Origin of the sequence: Streptococcus oralis subsp. oralis (assembly GCF_002096445.1) — a bacterium.
GTDB classification, from domain to species: Bacteria; Bacillota; Bacilli; order Lactobacillales; family Streptococcaceae; genus Streptococcus; species Streptococcus oralis_N.
The window spans coordinates 816834-835270 of the sequence record NZ_NCUK01000013.1; the positions used below are offsets into that span (position 1 = coordinate 816834).

Genomic DNA, 18437 nt, shown 5'->3' on the forward strand with positions numbered 1-18437 from the left:
CATTTTACCACAAACCAAGCCCTCCTCACAATGGAGAAGGGCTGAAAATATAACAAGATTATCAAAAAATAAGAAAATTTCTTACAACTGCTCCGATAATTCTTCCCACTCAAGCATAGCCGCTTCCTGACGATGGTTGATTTTGTCCAGTTCAGTCTGCAATTCCATGAGTTTTTCAGCATCGTTGGTTTCCAACATTTGTTCAGAGATAGTTTGGCTTTGACTTTCTAGCTCTTCGATTTCAGCCTCCAAGTTTTCAATTTGTCGCATGAGCTTGCGGACTTCTTTCTGACTTTCTTTCTGAGCTTGGTAGTCATTAACAGGACTTGCTTCTTTTGCTTGATTGCTAGTAAAAGGTTCCTCAGCTCGACTCACTTCTAATTCTGCCTTCTTCTCAACATAGTAGTCGTAATCTCCTAGATAGAGAGTCGAACCATTTTCAGATAATTCCAGTATATGAGTTGCTACGCGATTAATAAAGTAACGGTCATGACTGACGAAAAGAAGGGTTCCGTCAAAGTCTATCAAGGCATTTTCTAGCACTTCCTTGCTGTCAATATCCAAGTGGTTGGTCGGCTCATCAAGAATTAAAAAGTTGTTGTTTTCCATAGAAAGTTTGGCAAGTAACAAACGAGCGCGTTCACCACCAGACAGCATGCCAACTGATTTCTTAACATCATCTCCTGAGAAAAGGAAGGCTCCAAGGCGATTACGGATTTCAACCTCTGGTGTTAATTTAAAGTCATTCCAAAGTTCATCCAGAACACTATTATTAGGTGTTAACTTGCTTTGAGTCTGGTCATAGTAACCAACCTCAACATTTGCTCCAAAACGCTTCTCTCCTTTGATAAAGGGAATCTGATCCACAATAGACTTGATAAAGGTTGACTTCCCGATGCCGTTTGGTCCAACGATGGCAACAGCATTCATTTTACGAAGGTCCAGATTGATTGGCTCAGAGAGTATTTCTCCATCATAACCAATGGCTGCATTTTCAACTGTTAGGACAACATTACCAGATGTTTTTTCAGACTGGAAAGTCATATTAGCTGATTTCTTCCCAGATTCAGGCTTATCCAAGCGCTCCATTTTTTCCAGTTGTTTGCGACGAGATTGGGCTCTCTTAGTTGTCGAAGCTCTTACTAGATTGCGATTAACAAAATCTTCCAGAGCAGCGATTTCCTTCTGTTGTTTTTCATAATTTTTAGCTTCGGTTGCCAGTTTTTGCTCTTTTTGCTCAACAAAACAAGAGTAATTCCCCACATAGCGATCCAAAGAATGCTTGGTCAAATCGAGCGTTATTGTTGCAACCCTGTCCAAGAAATAACGGTCGTGACTAACAATGATGAGAGCGCCACTGTAGTTGACTAGGTAATTTTCCAACCAGGCAATGGTTTCAATATCCAAGTGGTTGGTCGGCTCGTCTAAGACCAAGAGATTTGGTTTTTCAAGGAGCATTTTGGCCAGAGCCAGACGAGTATTTTGACCACCTGAAAGCTCAGCAATTTTCATCTGCCACATAGACTCGTCAAACTTGAAACCATTCAAGATAGCGCGGATATCTGCTTCGTAGGTGAAGCCACCTGCTTGACGGAAATTTTCTGACAAACGGTCATAATCCGCCATCAGTTTATCCAACTCAGCACCAGACTTTTCACCCATCTCCAACTCCATCTGACGCAGTTGTTTCTCCGTACGCCGTAAATCATCAAAGACATGGAGCATTTCGTCGTAAATGGTATTCTCAGACTCAAATCGGCTGTCTTGGGCTAGGTAGGAAAGAGAGATGTCTTTATTCTTATTGATTTCTCCTCTAGTTGGCTCCTCTTCTCCAACTAAAATCTTCAAAAGAGTAGACTTTCCTGCCCCATTTTTTCCAACGAGGGCAATCCGATCGCGTTCATCTACCTGCAGATTGATATTATCAAAAAGAACCTCTCCTGCAAAAGAACGTTCAATTTTATTGGCTTGTAAAATAATCATAACTCTATTTTACTATCTTTTTCAATTTTAGACAATTGCAATGAAAAAAGTTCGAGTTAACACTCGAACTTTTTAGCTTAATATCCAATGCCTCCACGGAATGTGCGAGCCATATCGTTTAAGTCGTAATTCTTAGAAGAGGTATCAATGGTCCATTTACCATCTTTCTTCGTCATTTTGATTTCATATCCCTCTTTTCTCATACTATCACTAGTATCTAGAGGAGTAGATTCAAATTGGCTTGGTGCGTTTTCTAAGATGTACTTCTCACCGGCTTTCATAGCCTCTGAGTAGCTGCTGTACTTACCTTTGTTTTCATCATAGAATTTACTGCTCAATTCATAGACATTCAAGTTGTCCAAGTCAATCGTTTCAGGTCTTACATAGATAACAGCGTAATCAGGCAAGTATGTTTTAACTTTGTAATCAATTTTTGCTCGTTTAGAGTTTGCTTTGATATACGCCTCAGCAAATGTACGAAGCTCGGCATCTGAAGGTTTGTAGTTATAGAAACCTTTTCCGAATGATTCTACAAATTTCTTGATAAATTCTTCTCTATCAGCCTTCACATCGTTTGTAAATTCAGCATCACCATCAGAAGATTTTTTATCATCAGCAAGGGATACGATTTGAGCCTTGTTATCAGATGTGCTTAGGTTGGTTCCGCCACCAGAGCTTTCTCCATTAAGGTAAACGGCATCAACATATTTCTTCATTACTTCTTTAGCTTCATCAATGTGATCCTCGTATTGGCTTGGATCAACTTTGATAGCTACGTCGTTATTCTTTTTAGAGTCCTCTTTGATGTCTTCGTAGAAGCTAGGTGCAAAATGAAGCTCATATTTAGCATCTTTGTCTACTTCATAAACAACATAACCAGCTACACTCTTACCTTTAGAGATACTATCTCCATAAGACATGAATTTAGTTTTGCTGTCGCTTTCATAGATTTGAATTGGTTCTAATTTTTCATCCTTTTCATTGTAAAGGGTGATATCACGGCTAGTGAAACTGAACTTTTTATCACGGTTGTTTTTGATTTCTACTTGAAGAGCAAGGTAGCTTGAAGATGAATCTTCATCTTTAGGCAATACAAACATCCCATCTTTAACAGATACTTCAAAGTTGGAGTTTGAGGCAGTACCATTGTCGCTTGCCTTCTTTGTTGATCCACAAGCAACAAGTGCTAAAGCTGATACCAGCAAAGCAGAATGCTTAAGAATTTTTTTCATAATAGAATATCTCCTTTTATTATTTACTATATTCTACCATAGCGATAATAAAATTCAAAATAGAAACCGAACCTTTTAAAAAAAACTTAAAATTATAGAATAATAGCTTAAAATTTTCCAAAAAATTATTTTAAGTATAGAAGCATCATCTTAGAGAATCAATAGGAAGTCACGTTCTTTCTTTGAAAACTTTTTCTATATATTTTTCTAAATTTATTAGGAATTCAATCTGAAACCGTTTAGTTATAAACTCTTGTTTATCCTTTTTTAGGGAATTGAAAAAAGCTCGATTCGATTAATAGCGCCTATGCTACCGTTTTACTAAAATCCTAAATCATGGTATAATGAAACCGATTAAAACAATTTACAATAAAGGAGACGCTCAATGACTTACCAAGAAAACTATCAAAAATGGCTTGATTTTGCTGAACTTCCAGACTACCTTCGTCAAGATTTGGAAAACATGGACGAAAAGACAAAGGAAGACGCCTTCTATACCAATCTTGAATTTGGTACTGCTGGTATGCGTGGATTGATTGGAGCTGGTACTAACCGTATCAATATCTATGTTGTCCGTCAAGCGACTGAAGGTTTGGCTCGTTTGATTGAGTCAAAAGGTGGAAATGAAAAAGAACGTGGTGTGGCAATTGCCTACGATAGCCGTCACTTCTCACCTGAGTTTGCCTTTGAATCTGCGGCAGTTCTTGCTAAACACGGTATCAAATCTTACGTATTTGAAAGCCTCCGTCCAACTCCAGAACTCTCATTTGCAGTTCGTCACCTCAACTGTTTTGCAGGTATCATGATTACTGCCAGTCACAATCCTGCTCCATTTAACGGTTACAAGGTTTATGGAGAAGACGGTGGACAAATGCCTCCACATGACGCGGACGCTTTGACTACTTATATTCGTGCAATCGAAAATCCATTCGCTGTGGAAGTTGCTGATGTCGAAGCTGAAAAAGCTTCTGGCTTGATTGAAGTTATCGGCGAAGCTGTTGATGCAGAATACCTTAAAGAAGTTAAGGACGTAAACATCAACCCAACCTTGATTGAAGAATTCGGTAAAGACATGAAGATTGTCTACACACCACTTCATGGTACGGGTGAAATGTTGGCTCGTCGTGCTCTTGCTCAAGCAGGATTTGACTCTGTTCAAGTTGTTGAAGCACAAGCAACTGCTGATCCTGACTTCTCAACTGTAAAATCTCCAAACCCAGAAAGCCAAGCAGCCTTCGCCCTTGCTGAAGAACTTGGTCGTCAAGTTGGTGCAGATGTGCTTGTTGCAACTGACCCTGACGCTGACCGTGTTGGTGTTGAAGTTCTTCAAAAAGATGGAAGCTACCTCAACCTTTCAGGTAACCAAATCGGCGCTATCATGGCTAAATACATCTTGGAAGCCCACAAAAATGCTGGAACTCTTCCTGAAAATGCTGCTCTCTGCAAATCAATCGTATCAACTGACTTGGTAACGAAGATTGCTGAAAGCTACGGCGCAACTATGTTCAACGTTTTGACAGGTTTCAAATTTATCGCTGAAAAAATCCAAGAATTCGAAGAAAAACACAATCACACTTACATGATGGGATTTGAAGAAAGCTTCGGTTACTTGATCAAACCATTTGTACGTGATAAAGATGCAATCCAAGCCGTTCTTGTCGTTGCTGAACTTGCTGCCTACTATCGTTCACGTGGTTTGACACTTGCTGACGGTATCGAAGAAATCTACAAAGAATACGGCTACTACGCTGAAAAGACTATCTCTGTTACCCTTTCTGGTGTTGATGGTGCAGAACAAATCAAGGAAATCATGGCTAAGTTCCGTAACAATGCTCCAAAAGAATGGAACGCAACAGATATCACTGTCGTAGAAGACTTCAAGGCTCAAACTGCTACTGCTGCTGACGGAACTGTTACAAACTTGACAACTCCTCCAAGTGATGTTTTGAAATATACACTTGCTGACGGTTCATGGATTGCAGTTCGCCCTTCAGGTACTGAACCAAAAATCAAGTTCTACATTGCAGTTGTAGGTGAAACCAACGAAGAATCACAAGCTAAAATCGCTAACATCGAAGCGGAAATCAATGCGTTTGTAAAATAAGAAATTATAAAAGATGAGACCAACCAATCTCATCTTTTTTTCGTATCAAATCTAAGCATTTTTAGAAACTTTATGGCATACTAGACTTATCAATGAAAGCGAGGTAATCTCATGGAACAATTTTTAGAAAACATCAAAGACCTTGAAGTCACTACAGTTGCGCGTGCGCAAGAAGCTCTTGATAAAAAAGAAACTGCAATCTTCTTTATTGGTCGCAAAACTTGCCCTTACTGCCGTAAATTTGCAGGCACATTGGCAGGTGTCGTAGCTGAAACTAAAGCCCACATCTACTTCATCAACAGTGAAGAACCAAGTCAACTCAATGAATTGCAAGAATTCCGCTCACGTTATGGAATTCCAACTGTGCCAGGTTTTGTCCACGTTGCAGATGGACAAATCAAGGTCCGTTGCGACTCTTCAATGTCAGCACAAGAAATCAAAGAATTTGCAGGATTGTAAAAAAACCACTCGTCGAGTGGTTTTTGTATGGTCTAAATTACTTTTTTTCAAGCAAGACTTGCATCATTCTATGCAGTTCTTCTATCTTTTCAGATTGTTTCTCTAGTAATATCCTTTGAGTTATTAATTCGTCTTGGAGTTTATCAAGCTTTATCTGCTCATCTGGATTATCCTTTACAAAAAAGTTTGTCAAGGCACTCGTTAACATCCCTATTGTGCCAATACCAACAAGCATTAGTAAAACAGCTAACCACTTTCCAAAAATCGACGCAGGAACAATATCTCCATAACCAACAGTCGTTACAGTCACAAGCGCCCACCAAAGACTATCTGAGAATGATTTTTCTTCAACAACAGATAAAATTGAACTACCTACCAGTACAATAAAGGAATTGAGATAGAAAATATAAAGTAAGCCATTTGTTCGTAAGAGTTTTCCAACCTTTTTTTCCAACTTGCCAGTCAATCCAACGACTCTTAAAAGACGAGTTAGTTTCAGTAATTTTGTCAGCCTTGTTAAGCGGAAGATACGCCCTAAGCGAAATACTGTAAAAATAGCATTCAAAGGAAGGATAGCTAGCAAATCGAAGATATTTTCAAGTATAAATCTCCATTTTTCTTTACTTGAAAAAAACCGCCAACCATAATCCACCGCAAAGATAAACCAAAGTAGTAAGTCAATAATACTATAGGGTGGATTATCCAAATCAATCATCTCAGCAAATCCAAGCAAAACAAGGACAACGGATATCAATGCAAGAATGATAATCGTTGTGTCATAGTAATCCTTTAATAACCATTTTCTCTTCACACTACTACTCCTTTAGTTATTTTTATCATTATACCACACTAAAACCCTGATAAAGTACAAAACAAAAGAAGGCACTCGCCTTCTTTTTTATATATCTGTTAATGGTGTTGCAGTATCTGGTGAGGTATCATAAACCTTAAAGTCTACTCCGACTCCCAGATCAGCCTGGGCTAACTGATTGACCATAGTCATATGAGCCAGCTCCTTGATATTGTTCTCTTTCGATAAATGCCCAAGATAGATTTTCTTAGTCCGATTTCCCATTGCACGAATCATGGCTTCAGCACCGTCCTCGTTGGAAAGGTGACCGAGATCCGATAGGATTCGTTGTTTGAGTCGCCAAGCATAAGATCCTGCTCGCAAGATTTCTACGTCGTGGTTGGACTCGATGAGATAACCGTCAGCATTTTCGACAATCCCAGCCATACGATCACTAACATAACCTGTATCGGTCAACATGACGAAGCTCTTGTCGTCTTTCATAAATCGGTAAAACTGGGGTGCTACTGCATCATGGCTAACACCAAAACTCTCGATGTCGATATCGCCAAAAGTTTTGGTTTTTCCCATTTCAAAAATGTGTTTCTGCGATGAATCCACCTTACCGAGGTACTTGCTATTTTCCATAGCCTGCCAAGTTTTTTCATTGGCGTAAAGGTCCATACCATATTTACGAGCTAGAACTCCCACTCCATGGATATGATCCGAGTGTTCATGCGTAATCAAAATCGCATCCAAATCTTCAGGCTTACGATTGATTTCACTCAAGAGACTGGTAATTTTCTTACCAGACAAGCCTGCATCCACTAAGATTTTCTTTTTTGGCGTTTCCAGATAAAAGGAATTTCCACTGGAACCTGATGCTAAAATACTGTATTTAAAGCCTTTTTCACTCATTCTAGTCTTCTATTTCGTCCTCCCATATTTCTTCTTTTACGGCATCCTTATCATAAGGGAGCACTATGGTAAAGGTTGAGCCCTTACCGTATTCGCTTTTTGCCCAAATAAAGCCATTGTGTTGTTTGATGATTTCTTTCGCGATAGCCAGACCCAGACCAGTTCCACCTTGAGCACGACTCCTTGCACGATCCACACGATAAAAACGGTCGAAAATCTTCGGTAAATCTTGTTTTGGAATCCCAAGACCTTGGTCAGAAATTGACAAGATCATCTGGTCATCCGTAGTTTTCATGCTGACAGTAATTTTCCCACCATCTGGTGAGTACTTGATAGCATTGTTAAGAATATTATCAATCACCTGAGTCATCTTATCGGTATCAATCTCGATCCAAACTGAGTTAATAGGGTAATCTCTAACAAGCTCATATTTTTTCTCGTCATCCTGACTTCTCATCTTATCAAAGCGGTTGAGAATAAAGGTGATGAATGCTGTAAAATTAATCAATTCAACATCTAGCTGACTTGTCGCATTATCAATACGAGAGAGATGCAAGAGATCTGTTACCATCCGCATCATACGGTTGGTTTCATCGAGTGAAACCTTGATAAAATCAGGAGCAACAGGATCATACAGGGCTCCCTCGTCCAAGGCTTCAAGATAAGATTTAACACTGGTCAAAGGAGTTCGCAACTCGTGACTCACGTTCGAAACAAAGAGTCTTCGCTCACGCTCTTCCTTCTCCTGCTCGGTCGTATCATGTAAAACGGCAACCAAACCAGAGATGAAACCTGACTCACGACGAACCAGAGCAAAACGTACACGAAGGCTTAGGTATTCACCATTCACATCCTGGGAGTCAATCGTCAACTCAGGAATCTGTGTAATCAGGTCACGCAGCTCATACTCATCTTCTATCTTAAGCAATTCGAGGATGCTTTTATTCAGAACATCTTCTTTCTGCACACCGAGCTGTTTCTTGGCCATATCGTTGATCATGGTAATCTGGCCACGGCGATTGGTTGCAAGAACGCCATCTGTCATATAAGAAAGAATACTGTTCAATCGTTTACTCTCTTGTTCCAGATTTTCTTGGGTCAAACGAATAACTTCTGACAAATCGTTCAGATTATTGGTGATATTGGTGATTTCTGTACTTCCTTGCAAGTCCAAAACTTGAGAATAATCACCTGCAATCAAGTCCTTAACCTTTTGATTTATCTCCTTCAGACGGATATTATCCCGACGATTTTCCAGTAAGAGCAAGGTCACCACCAGGATAAAGCCAAGTAAAATCAGGATAAAGATAAAATCGCTGGTCAGAATAGTTTGTCTAATATCTTCAATCATTATTTCTCATATAGTATCCAACACCACGACGTGTGAGAATGTACTCTGGACGACTTGGAGTGTCTTCTATTTTCTCACGCAAGCGTCTAATGGTCACGTCCACAGTACGAACATCACCAAAATAGTCATAACCCCATACAGTCTCAAGCAAGTGTTCACGTGTAATCACTTGTCCAATATGAGAGGCCAAGTGATACAAGAGTTCAAACTCACGGTGGGTTAAATCTAATTCCTCACCATATTTCTTAGCCACGTAAGCATCTGGAACGATTTCCAAATCACCAATTTGTAAAGGCTGCGTTTTCTTCTCATCAGACTCTTGGCTATCCACAGAAACCAGGTCTGTACGACGAAGCAGAGCCTTGACACGAGCCTGCAACTCACGGTTTGAGAAAGGTTTTGTAACATAATCATCTGCACCTAACTCTAAACCAATAACCTTGTCAAACTCGCTATCCTTAGCTGATAGCATGATAATCGGCACGCTACTAGTCTTACGAATAGCTTTAGCAACTTCTAAACCATCAATTTCAGGTAGCATTAAGTCGAGGATAATAATATCTGGTTGCTCAGCTTCAAATAGCTCGATTGCCTCACGACCATTGAAGGCTGTTACAACTTCATAACCTTCCTTGGCCATATTAAACTTAATAATATCTGAGATTGGTTTCTCATCATCTACAATTAATATTTTTTTCATTTTATCACCTTTTCTCTATCTATTATAACAAAAAAATGCAAAGAAGGCACAAATGGCTACTGTAAGCCTTCATCTTCAAAACTTGTTTTATAAGCCTGCCAAATTTTTTGTTGAGGTTTCGCAAGTGGATAATCAGAAAACTCCTGAGGAGAAACCCAACGAATTTCTCTGTCCGAAAACTGCTTTGTTTCTGTCACCTGACCAGCTAGGATTTGAATATGCCATTTCCGATGACTAAATACATGCTTGACCTGGTCAAATACTTGCTGGGACCAATTCACTTCTAAATCATAATCCTGCTCAAAGTTTTCTTGAGGGCTTGGTCCAAATGCTCTGCTTTCCTCTTTGACTTGTGAAAAGAGATCTAGCTGAACGTCATCACTTGAGAAATCATCAACTTCGATCAAGGGGAAGTGCCAAAAACCGGCTAGTAGTTTCTCGCTTTCATTTTTCTCAAGTAGATATTGACCACGGTCATTGCGTACAACTAAAGCCTTGAGATAAATTGGGAGAGGCTTTTTCTTGGGTTCTTTAATCGGATAACGACCCATGGTGCCATTCTGATAGGCTGCGCTAAAGTCCTTAACAGGGCTTTCTTCTGGTCGAGGGTTAACTGGAGCCTCTATGTCAGACCCTAAATCCATCAGAGCTTGGTTAAAGTCACCTGGTCGTTTCGGGTCAATCAAGATTTCCATCATTGCCTGAAAAATTTTGCGATTGCTGGGAACTCCGATATCATGATTAACCTCAAACAAGCGTGCCAAAACCCGCATGACATTGCCATCAACCGCTGGCTCAGGCAAATTAAAAGCGATACTGGAAATAGCTCCCGCAGTGTAAGGGCCAATCCCTTTCAGGCAAGATATTCCTTCATAGGTATTTGGAAATTGCCCCCCAAAGTCAGTCATAATCTGCTGAGCTGCAGCCTGAATATTGCGCACTCGTGAATAATAGCCCAATCCCTCCCAAGCCTTCAGCAGACGCTCTTCAGGGGCATTCGCCAGACTTTCAACAGTTGGAAACCAGTCCAAGAATCGTTCGTAGTATGGAATAACTGTATCCACTCTGGTCTGCTGAAGCATGATTTCAGATACCCAGATGTGATAAGGATTTTTACTTCTCCGCCAAGGCAAATCTCGCTTGTTTTCATCATACCAGTTGAGGAGTTTTTCACGAAAAGAAATAATCTTCTCCTCCGGCCACATGACGATACCGTATTCTTTCAAATCTAACATATATCTAGTATAACATAGAAGCTTCTAACTGTCCTTTTCTCAGTACTAAAAAGCCTCTTCCCATGGGAAAGAGGACTAAATCTTATTGATGAACTGCTTGAGCTGCTGTGATAAGAGTCAACTTGTACACATCATCTGCATTACATCCACGAGAAAGGTCGTTAACAGGTTTGTTCAAACCTTGTAAAACAGGTCCGACAGCCGCAAAACCACCAAGGCGCTCAGCCATCTTGTAACCGATATTTCCTGCTTCGATACCTGGGAAGATAAAGACATTTGCTTGACCAGCTACGTTACTTCCTGGAGCTTTTAGAGCTGCAGTTTCAGGAACAAAGGCAGCGTCAAATTGCAATTCACCATCAATCTCAAGGTCAGGGCGCAAGTCGTGAGCAATTTTAGTAGCTTCCACTACCTTATCAACACTTTCACCAAAGCCTGAACCTTTAGTAGAATAACTTAGCATAGCAATTTTAGGCTCAATACCAAACATTTTAGCTGTGATTGCTGAGTTGATAGCAATTTCAGCCAAGGCTTCTGCATCTGGATTGATGTTAATTGCACAGTCTCCAAATAGATAACGTTCCGTACCACGAACCATGAGGAAGGCACCTGACGTACGAGTTACATTTGGACGAGTTTTAATGATTTGTAGGGCTGGGCGAACTGTTGAAGCAGTTGAGTGAATCGCACCAGATACCATACCGTCAACCAAGCCCAAGTAGACTAGCATCACACCAAAGTAGTTGACATCATCAACCAAAACTTTGCGCGCTTCTTCTTCAGTCATTTTGCCCTTACGACGCTCTACCAAGGCAGCAACCATTTCTTCAAATTGAGGATAATGTTGGGGATCAATCACTTCATAACCATCCATGATCCCTTCGATTTCGAGATAAATTTTAATTTTTTCAGGGTTTCCGAGCAAAACAGGAATCACTTCTGTTTCTTTTACCAAGCGTTTTGTCGCTTGAAGAATACGTGGCTCTTCCCCTTCAGGGAGAACGATACGAGCATTTTTGCCAACTAGGTTGGCTTTGAGACTTTCAAAAACTTCCATGAGTTTTCTCCTTTAAGAAAATAAATTATACTCCAAACAATTTTTAAAGAGTATTAGTTGATAACTGAGTAATAAGATTGCTGAAATCATCCGGTAAGGGGCTTTCTAATTGCAAATCTTGCTCTAGAAAAGGATGATAAAAAGATAAATAATGGCAATGCAGAGCCTGACGTTGGATACCATCATCCAGACTACCACCATACAAATCGTCTCCCAACAAAGGAAAACCGATATGAGAAAAATGCACTCGGATCTGATGAGTTCGTCCAGTATGCAGGCGAATATCAACTAGGTGAATATTTCCATAAGACGCGACAACTTTGTAAGATGTATGGGCGTATTTCCCACCTTTTGCAACCCGTCTCGTGATAATGGAATCTTCATCACGCGCAATCGGGGCGATAATCTCCCCTTCAGGCTCCAAGACACCAGCTCCTTTAACCAAAGCAAAGTAGCGTTTCTCGATAGACTTTCGTTGCAGTTGCTTGTCTAAACGTGCATGAGCGTAGCCGTGCTTGGCAAAAAGCATCAAACCAGATGTATCTCTATCAAGCCTAGTCACGATGTGAACTTGCTGGTTTTCATAGTTTTGCTTGACATAGTAGCCCTTGATAAAATTAGCAACGGTATTGGAGTGATTGACACTGGGGATGGAAGCCACTCCATAAGGCTTATTCAAAACCAGAAAATGGTCATCCTCATAGAGAATATCCAGTGGACGCTCAATTGCTTCCAACGTTTCAAAGCCTTCCTCCGCTGGAATATCAATAGTCACCCTATCTCCAATATCTAAGAGATGGATTGCATTTTGAGGTTGGCCATTGACCAAAATAGCCCCACCTCGAAACTTAATCTTAGCCAAAAGTCCCTTAGAAACCTCGTGTTTCTTGAGGAAGGTCTTGACTTTGACATGCTCATCTGCGATAAATTCGAACCTCATTCATCCACCTCGCCGATGAAGGCATCTTTGACACGATTCCAGAAACTAGTGTGGCTTGGAGTCGCTACGAAGTGAATCTTATGATGGTCAATTTGATACTCAATCCGTTCTATATTACGGAATGAATAGACGCTGTTATCGACTGATATCGTGTGGTAATCATTGCGTGTCGGCAAAAGTTCAATCTTATCTTTTTTGGGAATAATGATCGATGATCCCAAAGTACGATAGACTCGGTTGTTAAGACTCGCTATCTCCGTCAACTGCAAGGCTTCAATGGTAGGATGCAAGACAGCTCCACCCAAGGACTTGTTGTAGGCAGTACTTCCCGTCGGCGTTGAAACAGTCACTCCATCTCCACGAAATCTCTCGAACGGAACGTGGTTAATGATAATATCCGCAACCATGGTCCGGTCTGATCGACGGATACTGGCTTCATTTAAAGCACGGAAGATTTTCACTTCCCCATTTTCAAGCGTTACCTTAACATTCAAGACTGGATAGGAAACTTTGGCACCAGTGTCTAGTAAAAGATTGGTCACCAATTGATCCAACTCAAAATCACGATAATCTGTGTAAAATCCCAAATGCCCTGTATGAACACCTACAAATCGAACCTTGTCTAACTGATTCTCATACTTGTGAAAGGCAGACAAAAGCATCCCGTCGCCACCAATGGAAATGACGATATCAGGATTGGTATCGTTCAGTATAAAATGTTGTTTCTTTAGTTTTTCCCTCAGCTCATGCAAAACCTTCTGACTCTGAGGTTTTCTATTTGCTATGAGGTCAACTCGTTTACCTGTATTCTTCATCTGTATCGTCACTATTTCCTACACCATCGTTTAATTTTCTGCTCAATGGATCAAAGAGAGCCTGCGCTTCCTGGATATCATCACGAATCTTACCCATTTCTTCATCTAGTTGATAGGCTATTTTGGCAGTGATTTCCAGTCTTTTCCTGATTTCTTCTGGAAAATCGCCCTGGTATTTATAATTGAGCGAGTGTTCAATTGTGGCCCAGAAATTCATGGCTAAAGTCCGTATTTGAATTTCCGCCAAAATCGTCTTCGCTCCGTTGATCGTATCAACCGTGTACTCAACAACCACGTGATAAGAACGATAGCCCGAAGCCTTACGATGAGTGATATAGTCTCGTTCCTGAACGACTCTCATATCTTGGCGTTTACGTAGAATCTCAACTACCTCTTTAACGTCATCAACAAACTGAACCATGACACGTAAACCCGCAATATCTTGCAGATCATGTTCTAGACTTGCATAAGTAATTCCTCGACGAGCCATTTTTTCTTTGATACTTTCAATCGGTTTTACCCGACCCGTTACAAACTCAATCGGAGAATGCTTGTTTTGCTTACGATACTGTTTGCGAATTCCCCGAAGTTTGATCTTCAATTCACCAACAGCCTGAATGTAAGGATCTAAAAATTCTTCCCATTCTATGGTCATACTTTCTCCCTTGTAATGTTTGATTGCTCTGTCGAAAATCTTTGATTTTTTCAGTACATTCGTATACAATAAATACATTGTCCATTATACCATAAATCGCTTTCAAAGATATAGAAAAGGTTGAAAAAATGAAACATTTAGAAATAGAATTGAAAACACTTCTGAAAAAAGAGGAATATGATCATCTAAAAAAACAGTTTTCCCATATCCAACCCGTTCTTCAGAAGAACTACTACATTGACACACCAGATTTCCAATTGCGTGAAAAGAAGGTTGCCATGCGCATTCGCACCTTTTCAGATTGGGCGGAATTGACCTTGAAAGTGCCTCAAACTGTAGGAAATATGGAATACAATCAGAAACTAACTCTTCCAGAAGCTGAATCATACCTAGAAAAACAAAAACTACCTCAAGGGCTCGTTCTAGAGAAGCTCTCTAAGATTGGCATCGAAAGTCATGACTGGTTTGTTCTAGGCTGCCTTTCAACTCTTCGTTACGAAACGAAAACAGGAATTGGCTTAATGGCCTTAGATGAAAGTCACTACTTTGACCAGACGGACTATGAACTCGAGCTTGAAGTCACCGACCATGAAAAAGGGAAAGAAGATTTTCAGAGATTTTTAGATGAAAATCAGATAACTTATCAGAAAGCTCCATCAAAATTAATTCGTTTTATTAAAAGCATGAAAAAATGCTGAAATAATCTCCTTTTTTTGGTAAAATAGAAAAGATAAAAATAAAAGAATCTGGCTTTGAAAAACAAAACTTTCGCAAAGAAGATTCACAAAGTTTACAGAGGACGGTCTATAATGTCAGATAGAAACAACATGAAACTTTTCACCCTAAACTCTAACCATGAAATCGCTCAAAAGATTGCGGATACAGTTGGTGTACCTCTCGGGAAATTATCCTCTCGTCAATTTTCTGACGGAGAAATCCAGGTCAACATCGAAGAAAGTGTCCGTGGTTACGATGTTTACATCATCCAGTCAACCAGCTACCCCGTTAGCAACCACTTGATGGAATTATTAATCATGGTTGATGCTTGTGTACGTGCAAGTGCTCATAGTATCAACGTTGTCCTTCCTTACTTTGGTTATGCGCGTCAAGATCGTATCGCTTCTTCTCGCGAACCCCTCACTGCAAAACTAGTTGCCAATATGCTTGTCAAAGCTGGTGTAAGCCGTGTTCTAACGCTTGACCTCCATGCTGTTCAGGTCCAAGGTTTCTTTGACATTCCTGTAGATAATCTTTATACTGTTCCTCTATTTGCTAAGCACTACTGTGATAAAGGACTTCTTGGCTCTGATGTTGTTGTTGTTAGTCCAAAGAACTCTGGTGTTAAACGTGCACGTAGTTTGGCTGAATACCTTGATGCTCCTATCGCTATCATTGACTACGCCCAAGATGATTCTGATCGTAACGAAGGCTATATCATTGGGGATGTTGAAGGCAAAAAGGCTATCTTGATTGACGACATCCTAAATACTGGTCGTACATTCTCTGAAGCAGCCAAAATCGTTGAACGTGAAGGCGCAACTGAGATTTATGCAGTATCCAGTCACGGTTTATTTGTTGAAGGTGCCGCAGATCTTCTTGACGCTACAAACATCAAAGAAATCCTCGTGACGGACTCAGTAGCAACCAAAGAAAGAACTCCAGAAAATGTATGTTACATTACTGCTAGCGAATTAATTGGTGATGCTATCGTCCGCATCCATGAAAGAAAACCAGTCAGCCCACTCTTTGCTTACAACAAAAAGAAATAAGGTGATTCTTTGATTTATTTGGACAATGCTGCTACGACTCCTATGTCAGCAGTAGCTATTTCTGAAATGACCAAGGTCATGCAAGAAACTCATGGTAATCCTTCTAGTATTCATAGTCATGGTCGGCAGGCTGGCAAACTCTTGCGAGAAGCTCGTCAGGACTTAGCCCTCTTACTAGGAACCAAACCTCAACATATCTTTTTTACATCTGGCGGTACAGAAAGTAACAATACAGCCATTATCGGCTATTGTCTCCGTCATCAAAATCGTGGAAAACATATCATCACGACAGCTATTGAACACCATTCTGTGCTTGAGACTATCGATTATCTGGTACAACATTTTGGTTTTGAAGCGACCATCATCCAACCAGTAAATCAAGAAATAACTGCCCAGCAAATTCAAAAAGCCTTACGTGACGATACCATTCTCGTTTCCACCATGTATGCTAATAATGAAACAGGAAGTCTCTTACCTATCGCTGAGATTGGACGTATTTTAAAAGATCATCCTGCTGCATATCATGTAGATGCTGTTCAAGCTATTGGGAAAATTCCTATCCATCCAGAGGAGTTAGGAATTGATTTCCTCAGCGCTTCTGCCCACAAATTCCATGGACCAAAAGGAGTCGGCTTTCTTTACACCTCTTCCGAGGACTTTGATTCCTACCTTCACGGTGGAGACCAAGAACAAAAGAAACGTGCTGGAACAGAAAATCTCGCTGCCATTGTAGGCATGGTCGCTGCTCTCAAAGAGGATTTAAATGACCAAGTTGAGCACTACCAAAAACTAAGTTCCCTTAAAACAGTTTTTCTAGAAGAGATTGCTGATTTAGACTACTATCTCAATGAAAGTCAAGACCAACTGCCTTATGTTTTAAATATCGGTTTTCCTGGTCAGAAAAATGATTTACTTTTACTTCGGTTAGATCTTGAAGGAATTTCAATTTCTACCGGTTCGGCTTGTACTGCTGGTATTGTGCAAACCAGTCATGTGCTTGAAGCATTTTATGGACCAGATTCACATCGATTGAAAGAATCTGTCCGTATCAGTCTCTCTCCTCTTAATACTGAGGAAGAACTGAAACAACTCGCACAAACCTTAAAAAATATTATAGGAGATTAAACTAATGGCATTCGAAAAAACCATTAAACTACAAAACTGCCGCTACGACTACACACTTAGCCCAACTGTCAAAAAGTTCACACTGAAAGACAATACTTTCTTTGAAACAAAAGTTGGAAACTACGAACTGACTCGTTTACTTGAGAAAGTACCCAACAGCGGTGAAGGTTTCAAGCTAAAAATCATCATCAACAAAGACCTTACAGGTGCTAAACTCAACATCACTGACAAGTCTGGCCTTCGTTTGGTGAATATCTTTAAATCAGAAGACCATCACATTCATCAGGAGAAATTCTACTTCCTCATGGACAGTTTAGTAGAACGCGGTATCTTCACTAAAGAAGAAAGATAATTGACTATGTATCGACTTACCTATCAAGATAACTATCACGTAGAACGTACACTTGAATATAAGGATTACGAAGAGCTCATGTTATCTCTATCAGGCTGTGTGACCCTACCTGATACTCTCCTAATCAGCTCCTTAACGCTGAATGATAAGGTGATTTATCAAGGATTAGTTGGCGACCTTTACCGTTTTCTATCACAAGCTCATTTTTCAGATAAAAACTAAGAAATTTCTTAGTTTTTTCTTATTTTTGTTGATTTTTTCACAATGTTTCTATAAAATAGAAGAATAGAAAGGTTGTGATTTTGTGAAAGATAAACAGTCTGCTATTCCAAAAGCAACAGCAAAAAGACTCTCTCTTTACTATCGAATTTTCAAGAGATTTCATGCAGAAAAAATCGAACGTGCCAACTCCAAGCAAATTGCAGAGGCTATCGGTATTGATTCTGCGACCGTTCGTCGGGATTTTTCCTATTTTGGTGAACTAGGTCGTCGTGGTTTTGGTTACGATGTCAAAAAATTGATGAATTTTTTTGCTGATCTCCTAAATGATAACTCCATCACCAATGTTATGTTGGTTGGGATTGGTAATATGGGGCACGCCCTTCTCCACTACCGCTTCCACGAGCGCAACAAGATGAAGATTATCATGGCCTTTGACCTGGATGACCATCCTGAAGTCGGCACTCAGACTGCTGACGGGATTCCCATCTATGGTATATCTCAAATCAAGGAAAAGATCAAGGACGCAGATGTTAAAACTGCTATCCTAACTGTTCCAAGTGTCAAATCCCAAGAAGTAGCCAACCTCTTGGTAGATGCTGGTGTAAAAGGCATTCTCAGTTTTTCTCCTATCCACTTGCACCTTCCAAAAGATGTGGTCGTTCAGTACGTTGATTTGACAAGTGAACTCCAAACCCTCCTCTATTTTATGCGGAAAGAGGATTAGAAAGCG

Annotated in this window: 19 protein-coding genes; 8 read left to right on the plus strand and 11 right to left on the minus strand. The window is 40.1% G+C overall.

Going from position 1 to position 18437, the window contains the following annotated elements; translation table 11 throughout:
- Positions 1 to 81 precede the first annotated feature (81 nt).
- Positions 82 to 1983 carry an ABC-F family ATP-binding cassette domain-containing protein gene (locus tag B7721_RS07335; protein ID WP_084878315.1) on the minus strand — a complete coding sequence of 634 codons (1902 nt, stop codon included), beginning with the start codon at positions 1981 to 1983 and terminating at the stop codon, positions 82 to 84.
- Between the two features lie 77 nt (positions 1984 to 2060).
- A complete protein-coding gene (locus B7721_RS07340) occupies positions 2061 to 3215 on the minus strand; it encodes a DUF4352 domain-containing protein (protein ID WP_084878316.1) in 1155 nt (384 codons plus the stop codon).
- A gap of 385 nt (positions 3216 to 3600) precedes the next feature.
- On the opposite strand from B7721_RS07340, the gene B7721_RS07345 reads away from it, so the two are divergent.
- Together B7721_RS07345 and traF are read left to right on the plus strand one after the other, a co-directional pair.
- Positions 3601 to 5319, plus strand: a complete 1719-nt coding sequence (locus tag B7721_RS07345; protein WP_084878318.1) for a phospho-sugar mutase — start codon at positions 3601 to 3603, stop codon at positions 5317 to 5319.
- A 111-nt stretch (positions 5320 to 5430) separates the two neighbouring features.
- Positions 5431 to 5778 carry a conjugal transfer protein TraF gene (gene traF, locus B7721_RS07350; RefSeq protein ID WP_084878320.1) on the plus strand — a complete coding sequence of 116 codons (348 nt, stop codon included), beginning with the start codon at positions 5431 to 5433 and terminating at the stop codon, positions 5776 to 5778.
- Between the two features lie 37 nt (positions 5779 to 5815).
- On the opposite strand, the gene B7721_RS07355 is transcribed toward traF, so the two are convergent.
- From B7721_RS07355 to B7721_RS07395, 9 genes are all read right to left on the minus strand, one after another.
- Positions 5816 to 6589 (minus strand): potassium channel family protein, encoded by a 774-nt coding sequence (locus B7721_RS07355; protein WP_084878322.1) that lies wholly within the window; start codon positions 6587 to 6589, stop codon positions 5816 to 5818.
- 87 nt (positions 6590 to 6676) lie between these two features.
- Positions 6677 to 7486, minus strand: coding sequence for an MBL fold metallo-hydrolase (locus tag B7721_RS07360; protein ID WP_001290612.1), 810 nt, complete (start codon positions 7484 to 7486; stop codon positions 6677 to 6679).
- 1 nt (position 7487) lies between these two features.
- The gene (gene vicK, locus B7721_RS07365) at positions 7488 to 8837 is read right to left on the minus strand and encodes a cell wall metabolism sensor histidine kinase VicK (protein WP_084878323.1); all 1350 of its coding nucleotides are present in this window, start codon (positions 8835 to 8837) and stop codon (positions 7488 to 7490) included.
- Complete coding sequence (gene yycF, locus B7721_RS07370; protein ID WP_000722058.1) at positions 8830 to 9537, minus strand: response regulator YycF; 708 nt, start codon at positions 9535 to 9537, stop codon at positions 8830 to 8832. Before yycF ends, vicK begins: the two co-directional genes overlap by 8 nt.
- A gap of 56 nt (positions 9538 to 9593) precedes the next feature.
- Entirely contained in the window at positions 9594 to 10772 is a 1179-nt protein-coding gene (gene mutY / locus B7721_RS07375) for an A/G-specific adenine glycosylase (protein ID WP_084878325.1), read from the minus strand.
- A gap of 82 nt (positions 10773 to 10854) precedes the next feature.
- Positions 10855 to 11829 carry a phosphate acetyltransferase gene (gene pta, locus B7721_RS07380; protein WP_084878327.1) on the minus strand — a complete coding sequence of 325 codons (975 nt, stop codon included), beginning with the start codon at positions 11827 to 11829 and terminating at the stop codon, positions 10855 to 10857.
- Positions 11830 to 11872: 43 nt separating this feature from the next.
- On the minus strand, positions 11873 to 12769 hold the full coding sequence (locus B7721_RS07385) for an RluA family pseudouridine synthase (RefSeq protein ID WP_084878329.1): 897 nt from the start codon (positions 12767 to 12769) through the stop codon (positions 11873 to 11875).
- Positions 12766 to 13584 (minus strand): NAD kinase, encoded by an 819-nt coding sequence (locus B7721_RS07390; RefSeq protein ID WP_000799063.1) that lies wholly within the window; start codon positions 13582 to 13584, stop codon positions 12766 to 12768. The genes B7721_RS07385 and B7721_RS07390 overlap by 4 nt, the downstream gene beginning before the upstream one ends.
- Entirely contained in the window at positions 13568 to 14239 is a 672-nt protein-coding gene (locus B7721_RS07395; RefSeq protein WP_000151555.1) for a GTP pyrophosphokinase, read from the minus strand. Before B7721_RS07395 ends, B7721_RS07390 begins: the two co-directional genes overlap by 17 nt.
- 128 nt (positions 14240 to 14367) lie before the next feature.
- Here B7721_RS07395 and B7721_RS07400 point away from each other — a divergent pair, with 128 nt between their 5' ends.
- From B7721_RS07400 to B7721_RS07425, 6 genes are all read left to right on the plus strand, one after another.
- Positions 14368 to 14937 carry a CYTH domain-containing protein gene (locus B7721_RS07400; protein WP_084878331.1) on the plus strand — a complete coding sequence of 190 codons (570 nt, stop codon included), beginning with the start codon at positions 14368 to 14370 and terminating at the stop codon, positions 14935 to 14937.
- A 111-nt stretch (positions 14938 to 15048) separates the two neighbouring features.
- Complete coding sequence (locus tag B7721_RS07405) at positions 15049 to 16008, plus strand: ribose-phosphate diphosphokinase (RefSeq protein WP_001283843.1); 960 nt, start codon at positions 15049 to 15051, stop codon at positions 16006 to 16008.
- A 9-nt stretch (positions 16009 to 16017) separates the two neighbouring features.
- Positions 16018 to 17133, plus strand: a complete 1116-nt coding sequence (locus B7721_RS07410) for a cysteine desulfurase family protein (protein ID WP_084878332.1) — start codon at positions 16018 to 16020, stop codon at positions 17131 to 17133.
- Between the two features lie 4 nt (positions 17134 to 17137).
- Complete coding sequence (locus tag B7721_RS07415) at positions 17138 to 17485, plus strand: DUF1831 domain-containing protein (RefSeq protein WP_000863526.1); 348 nt, start codon at positions 17138 to 17140, stop codon at positions 17483 to 17485.
- Positions 17486 to 17491: 6 nt separating this feature from the next.
- A complete protein-coding gene (locus B7721_RS07420; protein WP_000286093.1) occupies positions 17492 to 17707 on the plus strand; it encodes a DUF4649 family protein in 216 nt (71 codons plus the stop codon).
- 82 nt (positions 17708 to 17789) lie between these two features.
- Positions 17790 to 18431 (plus strand): redox-sensing transcriptional repressor Rex, encoded by a 642-nt coding sequence (locus B7721_RS07425; RefSeq protein ID WP_084878334.1) that lies wholly within the window; start codon positions 17790 to 17792, stop codon positions 18429 to 18431.
- The last annotated feature ends 6 nt before the right edge of the window (positions 18432 to 18437 follow it).